The organism is Bifidobacterium leontopitheci (genome assembly GCF_009193355.1).
Lineage (GTDB): Bacteria > Actinomycetota > Actinomycetes > Actinomycetales > Bifidobacteriaceae > Bifidobacterium > Bifidobacterium leontopitheci.
Genome location: NZ_WBVT01000004.1, coordinates 43,693 through 56,188, shown reverse-complemented (window position 1 = coordinate 56,188; position 12,496 = coordinate 43,693). Strand labels below are relative to the sequence as shown.

Annotated in this window: 10 protein-coding genes, 2 tRNA genes and 1 pseudogene; 3 read left to right on the top strand and 10 right to left on the bottom strand. The window is 64.1% G+C overall.

Features of this window, described 5'->3' with window-relative positions; translation table 11 throughout:
- The first annotated feature begins 54 nt into the window (after nucleotides 1–54).
- A tRNA-Leu gene (locus F7D09_RS02150) sits at nucleotides 55–145 on the top strand.
- A 422-nt stretch (nucleotides 146–567) separates the two neighbouring features.
- Here F7D09_RS02150 and F7D09_RS02145 read toward each other — a convergent pair.
- Nucleotides 568–640, bottom strand: a tRNA-Arg gene (locus tag F7D09_RS02145).
- Between the two features lie 110 nt (nucleotides 641–750).
- On the opposite strand from F7D09_RS02145, the gene F7D09_RS02140 reads away from it, so the two are divergent.
- Entirely contained in the window at nucleotides 751–1,380 is a 630-nt protein-coding gene (locus tag F7D09_RS02140) for a CYTH domain-containing protein (RefSeq protein ID WP_152233795.1), read from the top strand.
- 147 nt (nucleotides 1,381–1,527) lie between these two features.
- Here F7D09_RS02140 and F7D09_RS02135 read toward each other — a convergent pair whose 3' ends face one another.
- The 3 genes and pseudogenes from F7D09_RS02135 to F7D09_RS02125 form a co-directional block, all read right to left on the bottom strand.
- Entirely contained in the window at nucleotides 1,528–2,505 is a 978-nt protein-coding gene (locus F7D09_RS02135) for a co-chaperone YbbN (protein ID WP_152233794.1), read from the bottom strand.
- 163 nt (nucleotides 2,506–2,668) lie between these two features.
- Nucleotides 2,669–3,673, bottom strand: coding sequence for a hypothetical protein (locus tag F7D09_RS02130; protein ID WP_152233840.1), 1,005 nt, complete (start codon nucleotides 3,671–3,673; stop codon nucleotides 2,669–2,671).
- A gap of 268 nt (nucleotides 3,674–3,941) precedes the next feature.
- Nucleotides 3,942–5,090: pseudogene (locus F7D09_RS02125) on the bottom strand (hypothetical protein); the annotation flags it as partial.
- A gap of 92 nt (nucleotides 5,091–5,182) precedes the next feature.
- On the opposite strand from F7D09_RS02125, the gene F7D09_RS02120 reads away from it, so the two are divergent.
- Complete coding sequence (locus F7D09_RS02120) at nucleotides 5,183–6,175, top strand: FKBP-type peptidyl-prolyl cis-trans isomerase (protein WP_152233793.1); 993 nt, start codon at nucleotides 5,183–5,185, stop codon at nucleotides 6,173–6,175.
- Nucleotides 6,176–6,891: 716 nt separating this feature from the next.
- Here the strand turns inward: F7D09_RS02120 and nucS are convergent.
- The 6 genes from nucS to F7D09_RS02090 all read right to left on the bottom strand — a co-directional run bounded on the left by nucS (nucleotide 6,892) and on the right by F7D09_RS02090 (nucleotide 12,495).
- Nucleotides 6,892–7,596, bottom strand: a complete 705-nt coding sequence (gene nucS, locus F7D09_RS02115) for an endonuclease NucS (RefSeq protein WP_152233792.1) — start codon at nucleotides 7,594–7,596, stop codon at nucleotides 6,892–6,894.
- A gap of 311 nt (nucleotides 7,597–7,907) precedes the next feature.
- Nucleotides 7,908–8,231 (bottom strand): pentapeptide repeat-containing protein, encoded by a 324-nt coding sequence (locus F7D09_RS02110; protein ID WP_226835881.1) that lies wholly within the window; start codon nucleotides 8,229–8,231, stop codon nucleotides 7,908–7,910.
- Between the two features lie 137 nt (nucleotides 8,232–8,368).
- Nucleotides 8,369–9,340 (bottom strand): type IV toxin-antitoxin system AbiEi family antitoxin domain-containing protein, encoded by a 972-nt coding sequence (locus F7D09_RS02105; RefSeq protein WP_152233791.1) that lies wholly within the window; start codon nucleotides 9,338–9,340, stop codon nucleotides 8,369–8,371.
- A gap of 413 nt (nucleotides 9,341–9,753) precedes the next feature.
- Complete coding sequence (locus F7D09_RS02100) at nucleotides 9,754–10,065, bottom strand: F0F1 ATP synthase subunit epsilon (RefSeq protein WP_152233838.1); 312 nt, start codon at nucleotides 10,063–10,065, stop codon at nucleotides 9,754–9,756.
- Nucleotide 10,066: 1 nt separating this feature from the next.
- Nucleotides 10,067–11,551, bottom strand: coding sequence for a F0F1 ATP synthase subunit beta (gene atpD, locus F7D09_RS02095; protein WP_152233790.1), 1,485 nt, complete (start codon nucleotides 11,549–11,551; stop codon nucleotides 10,067–10,069).
- 8 nt (nucleotides 11,552–11,559) lie between these two features.
- Nucleotides 11,560–12,495, bottom strand: coding sequence for a F0F1 ATP synthase subunit gamma (locus F7D09_RS02090; RefSeq protein WP_152233789.1), 936 nt, complete (start codon nucleotides 12,493–12,495; stop codon nucleotides 11,560–11,562).
- Nucleotide 12,496 lies beyond the last annotated feature (1 nt).

Here is a 12,496-nt window from a genome sequence, read left to right as displayed (position 1 = left end):
TGACATATGACAATGAAGTGGGTAAAGTATTCACTCGTTGTCTCAACGACACTTGTCCGAGTGGCGGAATGGTAGACGCGCAAGCTTGAGGTGCTTGTGCCTATTTTATACAGGCGTGTGGGTTCAAGTCCCATCTCGGACACCATGATTTCGCGAAGTGCGGCATGAAGCTGATCGGCTCCATGCCGCACTTCGCGTTTCAGCCGCCAAACGGTGGTCCTCCCCTTCGACGGAACGTACCCGTAACACGCCCACGAGTACGGTTCGTCAGGTTTTCTTGACCGAACGTACTCGTACCGCCCCGTCCGGATACGTTCCGTCGCATCATTCTCGACGGACCGTACTCGCAGCACCCGTCCGAGTACGGTTCGTCAGGTTTTCTTGACCGAACGTACTCGTACCGCCCCGTCCGGATACGTTACGTCGCATCATTCTCGACGGACCGTACTCGTAGCACGTCCTACGAGTACGGTTTGTCGATGAGATCGTGACATGATGCGGTCAGGACCGCCGCATACGCAAAAGCCCGCTCCCCCGGCGCAATCGCGCGAGTGAGCGGGCATTCCGTGGGCTCGATGGGATTCGAACCCACGACCTTCTGTTCCGGAGACAGACGCTCTATCCACTGAGCTACGAACCCGAGCCATTGCCGGCCATATGGCAAGCAACTTGATTACTATACACCATCGCGCGGCCAATGCAAGCCACGCATCCCCCGAATCAGCCGCCCACCGGCTACACTGTGGTGGTATGGACATCGCTATGAACGACTTCGAGTACGAGCGGCGGTTCTACTGCCGCGCGCTGCCGCGCGAACTGGACGACGGCGACGCACCGCATCTCATCGTGCAGAGCTACTACGTGCATGACGGCAACTATGCGTTGCGCGTGCGGCTGCAAACACGGTCGCTGCGCATCGACATGACCGCGCAGACCGATCCGCTGACCGTGCTGCAACGGTATCGCGACAAGTTCAACGAGGCGTTCGTCACCGTCAAAGGCCCGTCCGTGGGCGGCACCCGGTATGAGGCGGAACGCGAGATCGACGCGCGCATCGCCGCCGAACTCATGATGCGTGGCGGGGCGCCCATCATCAAGAACCGGTTCTCCGCATGGATCGGCGAGGACGGCTGGAGCATCGACGTGTTCGGCGGGGCGAACGCGCCGCTCGTCATCGCGGAGGCGGAGCGTAGCGGCCCGGTGACGAACCTGCAGATCCCGTCGTTCTGCGTGACCGAGGTGACCGACCAGCCGCGCTTCAGCAACGACGGGCTCGCCGGGCATCCGTTCTCGCAATGGGCCAACGATTTCCGCCGCGAGCTCGCGCAGGAGGGCCCGCGGTTCCAGACGCTGTTCGGCAAGAACCGCATCTCGCGCTGACCGGCATCCGCCGGGGATAGGCCATCGGGAGGCTATGTTCCGGGCGACCTTCGGCCGCTGGCGCTCCCCCAGTCAGCTTCGCTGACAGCCCCCTCCACCGAGGGGGCCATGGGCGGGCCGGGCGAGCAGCGTGACGTCTCGCCACGCTCAGTACATGAGCGTGGCGAGACGGCGGCGCGCACGCTTGACGCGCTCGTCGTTCGCCTCGGGGATCTGGAAGTATTCGAGCAGCCGCTTGCGCACCGGCTCCACCTGATCGCTGTGGCCGGCGGCAAGATAATCCAGCAGCCGCGAGAACGCGTCCTCGATCTGGCCGCCGATCATGTCCACGTCGGCGACGGCGAGCTGCGCGTCCACGTCATCCGGACGGTCGGCGGCCGCCTTGCGCACCTCGCGCACGTCCGCATCGGCAGAGCGGGCCAGCAGCAGCGCCTTGGCGCGTTCGCGCGCGGCCAGCTTGTCGTTCGGATCGGCCTCGAGCACCTGCGCGTAGGCCGCCGCCGCGCCGGCGTAGTCGCCCTGCTGCGCGAGCTGATGCGCCTGCTGATGTTCCGGCGGCACCGCCTGGGCGGCCGCACCGGCGGCACCCGTGCCGTCACCGCCGTCGCCGGCGTCGTTCGGATCGCCGGAATAGGGCGCGGTGCCGGTCACGCCGGACTGCTGCGCGACCGAAATGAGCTTCGGAATCACCTGATCGGTGATCTGCTTGAGCTCGTCGTCACCCGGCAGACCCTGCAGGATCGGCATCGGACGGCCGCCGATCAGCGCGAACAGGGCCGGCGCGCCCTGTACCTGGAACGCCTGCGCGATCGACGGATACTTGGAGATGTCGATGCGGGAGAGCTGAATCTGGCCCTTGAGGCCGTTCACCGCGTCGCCGAGCGCGCGGGCCATGGGGAACAGCCGGTCGTCGGTGGGGATCCACAGGAGCAGCAGGATCGGGAACGTGGCCGAGGTCTGCACCATCGACTGGAACGTGTTCTCCGTGGTGTCGATGACGTAGCCGCCCGCCGCCGGCGCGCCGCCGGCCTGACCGGGTTCGGCCTTGACCTGATGCTTCAACGATTCAAGATCGACCGCGCCCGCGAGCGACAGTCCGGGATGGAACTCCTGCTGCTGTGCCATATGCCTGTGCCTCCATATCACGTCTCATGCACGCCGCCACACGTGCGATACCGCGTTCCACTATAGCCGTAAACGCGATGTGGCGGCCGGCTCGTTCGCCGACCGCCACATCGTCATCTCAATCATCAAACCGTCAGCCGCACAGCCGTAGCCGCGGGCCGCGTCACTTCGCCTTCACGCTCACGACCTGCTGGTCGGCGGCGACGACCGTGGCCTTCTCCTTGGAGTTGGCCAGCGGCACGTAGATCGCCACGACGTTCACGTACGTGGCGACCAGCGAACTCGTCGCCTTCGTGCTGCCGAACAGCACCTTCTCGTCGTCGGACGCGGGCCGCGACTCGCGCCCCTCGCCCATCGTGCGCGTCCAGTCGCAGTTGATCTGCGCCACCACCAGGTCGCCTCCGTCCGCGGTGGACCGCATCACGGCGATCTGGTCGGTGACCGGCGTGAACGCCTGCTGCTGCGTGCCGTTGTTGCGCGCCACGCCCACCTGCACGTCGCTGTACTGCTTGGCCAGCGACTGGCGGAACTGGTCGTTGGAGAAGCTGGACGCATACTCGCTCTTGTCGCCGTTCTGCAACACGTCGGCATACCGCTCGACCGCCTGCCTGGGCGTCATCACCAGATTGTCGTCGTCGGCGTCGCCCATGGTGTTGCCCTGGTCGGCGACTGCGAACTTCGGCAGCGACACGTCCTCGAGCAGCCTTGTCATCGCCCACAGCTTGTAGTTCTGCCGCGCGGACTCCTGACGCAGGACCAGCAACCGCTTGGCCTGCTGGTCCTCGGTGGTGGTGGTGATCGTGTAGATCACGCGCGGCCACTCGTTGTTGGTGGGGATGATGACCTGCTCGGCCTTGTCGGGGATGGTGGCGCGGGCGCTGATGTCGCTGTTCGTCGCCTTCGCGATGTTCAGCTGGCTGGTGCGGATCTGCAGCTGCGGCCCGGAGACGCGCGCCGCGAGCCCGGTGGCGTCCTTGGTCTCGTCGGCCTGCTTGAGCACGTCGAGGATGTTCTTACGAATCTGCCGCTCCCTGCTGACGGTCACGTCGATGATCTCGCTGTCCTTCACGGTCGGCGCGGCGGTCTTCGGCACCTTGCCCTCGCAGCCGCTGAGCATCGTCATCAGCGCGAGCGCGGCCGCCGTGGCGCAGGTGAGCCGCCTGCGCATGGTGCGCCTGCCGGCCGTCGGCCTGTTCATGGTCGTCTCATTCGCCGTCATGTCCGGTCTCCTTTCCGTCCGTATCGTCGTGAGCGACATCATCGTGTTGGTCGTTGTTCTGATTGACGTCGCTGTCGGTCGCGACGCCCTGCAGACCGGACAGGCGGCTTGCGGTATCCGTTACGGCAGCGTCGAGCGTGACGCCGTCCACGGTTTCGTCGTCTGCTGTCTCGGCATCCGCCGACTCGACATCTGCTGTCTCGCTGTCGGACTCGTATTCGGAATTCTCGGCCGACAGGCGCGCGAAATACGCCTGCAGCTCGCTCGCCGTGATCACGGACGTCTCGGAATCGTCCGGCTGGGCGTTCTGCGCCTGCTGGTCGGCGACCAGGTTGCGGTTGGATGGATCGATGACGACCGGCTGGCCGGAATCGGAGCCGTCCGTCGTTTCGCCGCCCGGCTCGGCTGCGGCCGGCGCGCCCGCACGATGAGCGGCGTGGCGGCGGCGTTTCGATTTCGGCTTGAAACTGACCGCCGACTTGAGCCCGGCCAGACTGCCGGCGAGCGCCTCGCTGATGGCGACCTCCTCGCCCTGGGCCGCGGTCTCGGCGCTGCCGACCACCTCACGCTTGCGGCGCTTATGCGGCGGCACCGCGAACAACGTGGCGGACAGCACCGCGAGGATGGCCAACAGGCCACCGGCGAAGTAGAACGGCATGGCGAAGTCGGGCAGCTGATGCCGCGTCCAGTGCAGGCTCACCTTGGCGCTGGTCGCCTTGCCGAGGTCGATGACCGCGACGGTGCCGGAGTCGGCGGAGGTCTTCGCGTCGAGCGTCACCTTGCTCGGATCGCAGACGGTCTTCGACCACATGTCGGAATCCTTGAACGACACGTCGCCGTCGCCCGCTGCGGACGAGCCCTGCGCCGCGCTTTTCTCCCAGCTCAGCGTCGACCAGTCGCTCATGCCGGTCACGCGGATGTACGAGCTGCCGGCAAGCCAGCCGGTCACGTCCTTGTTCGTGCCCAAGGCCAAGCACACGCCGTCGGACGCGGCATCGGCGGTGTCGGACGACGTGCTGTCGGACGACGTGTTCTCGGACGACGTGTTTCCAGATGACGTCGTGCCTGACGTGCCGCCCGATGCGGTCACGGTGATCCGCACCGCGTCGTCGATCAGCGGCAGCACGCCGGGATCGGTGACGACGTACTGCGCCCCCTTGACGCTGGTCGTCGCGGTGATCTGGGAACTGGGCTTCCAGTAGGTTGCGTTCATGATGCCCAAACCGATGGCGGCTACGGCAAGAAGACCGAAAATCGGCGTCACCACGCCGCGCATGAAACGGGCATGACGGGTCGGGCGAGCAGCGCTCTTGCGCTTCGGCTCGTCAAGCTCATGCTCTGTTGACGTCTGTTTCTTATCTTTCATAGCTTGTCCATTCTACTATGCGGTGTCTAAGCGGCGGCTGAGAGCGGAAAATCGCCACCGGAAAATCATGGTTTGCCGCTAGTGTTGAGGTCATGCGTAAGTTCACACTCACATCCATCGTCCCGCGCGCACTCGCAGCCGTCTGCGCGGCGGGCATGTGCATCACCCTGGCCGCGTGCGGCGGGTCGAACGACTCGGACTCCTCGTCGAAGAAGTCGGACTCCACCTCGTCCCAGTCGTCCGACACCAGCGCCCTGAAGGACATGAAGCAGATTCCGGGCATCACCGCGACCGGCGAGCTCGGCAAGAAGCCGACCATCGCGTTCAAGACCCCCAAGTCGGTCGACAACAACAGCTACGCGGTACTGCAGAACGGCAACGGAGCCGTCATCGGCAACGACGACCGCGTCTGCTCGCAGGGCATCGCCATCAGCGTGAAGGACGGCTCCGAACTGGACAGCACGTGGGAGAAGAACACCCCGGACTGCTCCCTCGACCTGTCCAACCAGAACGTCACCGCCGCCTACCGAGAACTGCTCGTGGGCCGCAAGCTCAACACGACGATCGCGTTCGGCGTGAACGACTCGAACTCCTCGGGCACCTCGTACATCATGGTGCTCACGTTCGTCTCCAAGTCGAAGGACTACACGAAGGCCACCGGCGAGGAGGTCAAGGACGTGCCCGCCAATCTGCCGAAGGTGACGCGCGCGAAGGACGGCAAGCCGTCGATCACGATGAACGGCTACAAGGGCAGCGACAAGCTGGTCGCGCAGACGCTCATCAAGGGCAAGGGCAAGACGGTCACGAACAAGAACACCGTGAAGGTGAAGTACACCGGCTGGCTGCTTGACGGCAAGCAGTTCGACTCCTCGTGGGACAAGAACACGACGCTCGACGCCGACACGTACAGCGGCGGCTCGAACACGGTGATCGAAGGCTGGCAGCAGGGCATGGTCGGCCAGACGGTCGGCTCGCAGGTGCTGCTCGTGATTCCGCCGGACCTCGGCTACGGCAACAAGGCCGCCGGCTCGATCCCGGCGAACTCGACGCTCGTCTTCGTGGTCGACATCCTCGCCGCCTACTGACAGACGGCCGGAATCCCGGTCGATAGCGAGAAAGCCCCGCACAACGCGGGGCTTTTGCGTATGCGGGCGGGGATGCGTGGGAGAGCCACTGCGCCTCCGCTCCCGCCGGCGGGAACGAACGAAACGAGAATCCCGCTCCCGCCGGCGGGAGCTGTCGAGCGCAGCGAGACTGAGGGTGGTCACCCGCACTGGACGATTGACGCCCGAACTGGCCTTTCGGTGAAAAGGCCGCCGTGATCAGCAGCCAAGGTTCTCGCGCGAAGCGCACCACCCCCAGTCGGCTTCGCCGACAGCCCCCGCCAGCAGGGGCACAACAGGAAAACTGAACGGTGCGCGACGCGCGCGGTACCAAGCGCCGCGTTTCACGCGGCCTTCGCGGCACAGCCGCTCACTTCGCCTACCCGCAGCCCACCGGGCTACGGGCTTACCGGCTCAGCTGAGGGAAGGCGTGCTCAGGCACGTCGACCGAGGAGCAACGCAGGTAACGCGCCGTCAGGCCGTGTGGCTGAACGGTACGCGACGCGCGCGGTACCAAGGCGCACCGAGGGAAGGCGTGCTCAGGCACGTCGACCGAGGAGCAACGCAGGTAACGCGCCGTCGCGTACCGTTCAGACTGAACACGGCATGACGTGCGCGGTACCAAGGCGCACCGAGGGCAGCTGTGCTCAGGCACAGCAACCGAAGAGCAACGCAGGCAACGCGCCGTCAGGCCGTGTTCAGAAGAGGCGCAGGGAGTCGTCTTCGGTGTTCTTCATCTCCTCATAGTCGAGGATGAGGCATCGGAAGCCGCGGTCTTCGGCGAGGACGCGGGCTTGGGGGGTGATGGTCTGGGCGGCGAAGATGCCGTGGACGGGGGCGAGGAGGGGGTCGCGGTTGAGGAGGTCGCAGTAGCGGGTGAGCTGTTCGACGCCGTCGATGCCGCCGTGGCGTTTGATTTCGATGGCGACGTGTTCGCCGTCGGAGTTGACGGCCATGATGTCGACGGGGCCGATGGCGGTGGGGTATTCGCGGCGGATGAGTTTCGCGCCGTCGCCGATGCGTTGGATCTGTTCGGCGAGGTAGCGCTGGAGGTGGTCTTCGACGCCATCTTTGACGAGGCCGGGGTCGAGGCCGAGGTCGAAGTCCTGGTCGGAGTAGATGTGGTAGAGGGTGACTTCGAGGATGTCGTTGGATTTGTCGGCGCTGACGCGCAGGAGGCGTTCGGGTTGCGGCTGTTCGGCGGCGGCTTCGTCGGCGGGGACGACGACCTCTTTGATAGTGCAGGGGGCGGTCATCCAGTTGAGCGGCTTGTAGGAGCCGAGTTCGGAGAAGATGAGCAGACTGTTGTCGGCCTTGATGAGGAGCACGCGCTTGGCGAGCGGCAGGGAGGCGTTCAGACGGCCGGAGTATACGGCGGAGCAATCAGCAACAATAATGCGCACAGCAGTTCAGTGTACCGTACGGGAGGCCATGGCGAGTCGCTTTGCGGTGGCCCCATCTCTGAAGGCCTATGAACAACGCACGGCCGCGCTCGGCGAGTCGACTCGTGGAGCGGGCCTGCGCTCATGCTCCGTTTCTTCGCTTTTGCTCCGTTTCTTCTCGATTCCTTCCCCTTCCCTTCCCCCTTTCTGCAAGATACACAATGTGCAGCTTGGGATATTTCGGGGCAGGATTGTGCGCCTCAAGGTACACAATCCGCCCTATGCCTTCACTCTATCTCCATAATTCCGGCTTAAGGCGCACATTGTGTATCTTAGGGAGAAGCCGGATAGCGGCGAAGGCGCGGAACACCGCGGGAATGAGGAATACCGCGCGACTCAGAGTGTTGCGGACCAGCACGTCGCAGACCAGCAAATCCAACACGATGCAGATCAGAACGACGCGGTTCAACACGACGCAGTTCAGAACGATGCAGTTCAGAACGATGCAGTTCAGAACGATGCAGTTCAGAACGATGCAGTTCAGAACGATGCAGTTCAGAACGACGCAGTTCAGAACGTCGCAGTTCAGAACGTCGCAGGCGAACACGCCGCAGACCAGCAGATTCAGCCGATCCAACAGATCCGGCAGCCCGCAAAGCCAGTGATTCCGCAGACCTCGCAGACCAAAACGCCCCGCAGACCGGAACGTCGCGCAAACCAGCAGCCCTCGGGAGACAGGACGCCCTACGAAACCGCAGATTCCGCGAGGCAGAACGTCACACGAAGCGAAGCGTCACTTATCGCCCATGGGGGCGCCGGCAAGCATCAGCTTCTTCTTAAGATCCCATGGACGTTCGAAGATCTCCCTTATGGTGGTTCTGACTATGGTCACCTTTCGGCTCAACGCCAGATTCGTCTCCCGATCCTTCTCGTCAAGGATGACCGAGATGGCATCCCGGCCGCCGGTCATCGTCGGATTCTCGTATTTTTCGCGTCCGTCAAGCTCCAGAATGATGATCCTGCCGTCATCGGTCTCCCAGAAAAAGTCGACACGCCGCTTGCGTCCGTTGACCGGATCGACCATAGTCACCTGCAGGCGGGGCCGACGGAATCCCCAATCCAATATCAGCGCACGGACCTTGGATTCGCCGCCGTTCTCACTGAGCGGATCGGCGAAACGTATCACCTTCCGCGCCGCGGCAATGCCTTTGCACCGGGCGTGGCTTTCGCAATACCGCTCCAATTGCTCCCTTGTCAACCGGTACATACGCATCGCCGCATCAGCGATCGCAAGCCCCTCGCCAAATGACAGGCTCCGCGCGCAATCGAACACCGTGCATACCAAGTCGGTCACCAATATCCCATGGCGCTGGCGCACGTCGATGTCACGCGCATGGTGGAAAGTCACGTTCCAGCCGTTCCTCGTCCGACTGTTATCGGCGCGCACCACGTGAACCGCGCGGTGAAGGTACAGGCTTTCCGTAAGACCCCACAGCCAAGCCGCCGAAACGTAGCCCATCACCCAATCGGGATGCTCTGCCGCGACGGTGCGAATCATGCTGAGTCCGCGTTCGTAATAGCTGAGCCGTTCCCAAAACTCCTTTTGGCAGTACATGCCCACGGCAACCTGCATGAGCCGCCCCGCCATGCTATGCCGGTCCATCAGTCGGCGCTGCGGCTCATTCGCGCAGCGCAGCAGCAATCCGTCACGTTCGGCCTGTATGGCCAGCGGCTCGATGTCCGCGTATTCCTTTGCACGTCCCATGCCCGAATCGTACGGACTCTGTGTGCCCGCGCGCATCTTCAACCGGGTTATGTGGTCGGAGCTTGGCAGTTATCCACAATTTCGGCGTGTCGCGCTCGATACCCGGCGTGGTTTGACAGCGATGTCCGGCGTCGGCCGGCAGCGATGCCCGGATCGATTCGGCTCCCCCAAGATGCACAATGTGCAGCTTGGGATATTTCGGGGCAGGATTGTGCGCCTCAAGGTACACAATCCGCCCTATGCCTTCACTCTATCTTCATAATTCCGGCTTAAGGCGCACATTGTGCATCTTAGGGCTGAAGGTGGAGAGGCTCGCCCCACCGCCCCGCACAAGAAATACAGAAAGGCCCGCCGGATCGAAACCGATCCGACGGGCCTTAATCCTCGTCAATACCAGTACGAGGCGCGAGGAATCAGGCCTCGTCGCCGGCCGGCTCGGACGTGGTGCGCACCACGTCGCGGCCGCGCTCGACGGCGACGGTCAGCCGGTTGGAGTCGAAGGAGATGAATCCGTCAGTGACCTCGAACGCATGGCGCTCACCTGCGGGATCCACGACCGAGACCGTGCCTCCCTTGATCACCGTGAGCACGGGCTCGTGGTCGGCCAGGATGCCCATGCCGCCTTCCGAGGCGGGGATGGTGACGGACTTCGCCGTGCCATGCCACACGGGGTGATCGGCGGCGACGATGTTGACCTGAATCAAGGCCTGTGACGAATCTGCCATCTCACTCACCCAGTTCCTTCTGCATGTCGTGCCACTTCTTCTCGAGGTCGTCGATGCCGCCGATGCCGGAGAACGCCTGCTCCGGGACGTCGTCGTACACGCCGTCGCAGATGCGGGTGAAGGCCTCGATGGTCTCGTCGGCCGGCACGTAGGAGCCCGGACGGCCGGTGAACTTCTCAGCCACGTAGAAGTTCTGGCCGAGGAACTGCTCGATACGGCGGGCGCGGTTGACGGTGGTCTTGTCCTCTTCCGAGAGCTCGTCGATACCGATCAGGGCGATGATGTCCTGCAGCTCCTTGTTACGCTGCAGGATCGCCTTGACGCGGTTGGCGCACTCGTAGTGGGCCTGGCCCACGTAACGCGGGTCAAGGATTCGCGAGGTCGAGCTCAGCGGGTCCACGGCCGGGTAGATGCCCTTCGAGGCGATGTCACGAGAAAGCTCGGTGGTCGCGTCGAGGTGGGCGAAGGTCGTGGCCGGGGCCGGGTCGGTGTAATCGTCGGCCGGCACGTAGATGGCCTGCAGCGAGGTGATGGAGTGGCCTCGCGTCGAGGTGATGCGCTCCTGAAGGGCGCCCATCTCGTCGGCCAGGTTCGGCTGGTAGCCCACGGCGGAAGGCATACGGCCCAGCAGCGTGGACACCTCGGAACCGGCCTGCGTGAAGCGGAAGATGTTGTCGATGAACAGCAGCACGTCCTGGTTCTGCACGTCGCGGAAGTACTCGGCCATGGTCAGTGCGGTCAGCGGCACGCGCAGACGGGTGCCCGGCTGCTCGTCCATCTGGCCGAAGACCAGGGCGGTCTTCTGGAGCACGCCGGCCTCGCCCATCTCGCCGATGAGGTCGTTGCCCTCACGGGTGCGCTCGCCGACGCCGGCGAACACGGACACGCCGCCGTGGTTCTGCGCCACGCGCTGGATCATCTCCTGGATGAGCACGGTCTTGCCGACGCCTGCGCCGCCGAACAGACCGATCTTGCCGCCCTGCACGTACGGGGTGAGCAGGTCGATGACCTTGATGCCGGTCTCGAACATCTGGGTCTTGGACTCCAGCTGGTCGAATGCCGGCGGCTTGCGGTGGATGGGCCAACGCTCGGTGACCTTGATGGTCTCGTCGGGCTTCTTGTTGAGCACGTGGCCGGTCACGTCGAACACGTGGCCGAGGGTCACGTCGCCGACGGGCACCGAGATGGAGCTGCCGGTGTCGTGCACGGTGGCGCCGCGCACGAGGCCGTCGGTCGGCTTCAGGGCCACGGCGCGCACGGTGGAGTCACCCAGGTGCTGCTCGACCTCAAGGGTGATCTCGTGGGCGGTCTCGCCCTCCTCGTGGGCGCCGGTGTTGGTCAGCTCCACGGTCAGTGCGTTGTAGATATCGGGCAGGTGGCCCACCGGGAATTCGACGTCGATAACCGAACCCTGGATTCGCGTCACACGTCCATCGGTCGGCTCTGCAGCCGTCTCGGGAGCCGCTGTGGTCTGAGTTTCAGCCATATGCGTTCCTACTCTTCCTTGTTGTTCAGCGCGTCGGCGCTGCCGATAATTTCGGTAAGTTCCTGAGTGATCGAGGCCTGCCTGGAGGCGTTGAGCTTACGGGTGAGCGAGTCGATCAGGTTGCGCGCGTTGTCCGTCGCCGTGTGCATGGCGTTCTGCCTGCTTGCGGTCTCGGACGCGGCGGCTTCCAAGAGGCATTCGTGGATTCGGGACTGGATGTACTTCGGCAGCACCGCATCCAGCACCTCTTCCAGGCTCGGCTCGAAGCGGTACAGCGGACGCACCTTCTGCGCCTCGGCCTCGGCGTCGCTGTCCCGGGCCATGTCCGGGCCGGGTTCGACCTTGGCCTCGACGACCTCGACGGGCAGCATGCGCAGCACACGCACCTTCTGCACCACCATGTTGATGAACTCGGTGTAGACGATGTAGAGTTCGGAGACTCCACCCTGGCTCGCCGGCTTCATGTAGGCGGACATGAGTGCGTTGGAAATGGCTTCTGCGATTTCGACGCCGGGCTTGTCGGTATCGCCCTCCCACGTGTCGGCGATGGCGCGGTTGCGGTACTTGTAGTACGTCACGCCGCGACGGCCATACACGTAGAGCTGCGGCTGTTTGCCGGCAGCGTCAAGGCGGGCGAGCAGATCCTCGGTCTCACGGATAATCGACGAGGTGTACGCGCCGGCCATACCACGATCCGCCGTGAGGGCGAGGACGGCAACACGGGGGTTGTCCTCCTCCTTCTTCACGATCGGATGCGTGATATGGGTGTGGGCTACCACAGCCTGGACGGCATCGGAAATCGCATCGGCATAGGGCTTCGCATTCAGCGCCACGGTGCGGGCCTTGGCGATATGCGAAGACGCGATCATCTCCTGGGCGTTGAAAATCTTCTCCAGCGATCCCGTGGAGGCGATCCTGCTCTTCAATGCGAGTTGCGATCCCATG

Bases quoted from the DNA above. Each gene is read 5' to 3' on its own strand.
- F7D09_RS02105 (WP_152233791.1), bottom strand. From the start codon at position 9,340: ATGGGACGTGCAAAGGAATACGCGGACATCGAGCCGCTGGCCATACAG.
- F7D09_RS02090 (WP_152233789.1), bottom strand. From the start codon at position 12,495: ATGGGATCGCAACTCGCATTGAAGAGCAGGATCGCCTCCACGGGATCG.
- F7D09_RS02120 (WP_152233793.1), top strand. From the start codon at position 5,183: ATGCGTAAGTTCACACTCACATCCATCGTCCCGCGCGCACTCGCAGCC.
- atpD (WP_152233790.1), bottom strand. From the start codon at position 11,551: ATGGCTGAAACTCAGACCACAGCGGCTCCCGAGACGGCTGCAGAGCCG.
- F7D09_RS02100 (WP_152233838.1), bottom strand. From the start codon at position 10,065: ATGGCAGATTCGTCACAGGCCTTGATTCAGGTCAACATCGTCGCCGCC.
- F7D09_RS02135 (WP_152233794.1), bottom strand. From the start codon at position 2,505: ATGGCACAGCAGCAGGAGTTCCATCCCGGACTGTCGCTCGCGGGCGCG.
- F7D09_RS02140 (WP_152233795.1), top strand. From the start codon at position 751: ATGGACATCGCTATGAACGACTTCGAGTACGAGCGGCGGTTCTACTGC.
- F7D09_RS02130 (WP_152233840.1), bottom strand. From the start codon at position 3,673: ATGCGCAGGCGGCTCACCTGCGCCACGGCGGCCGCGCTCGCGCTGATG.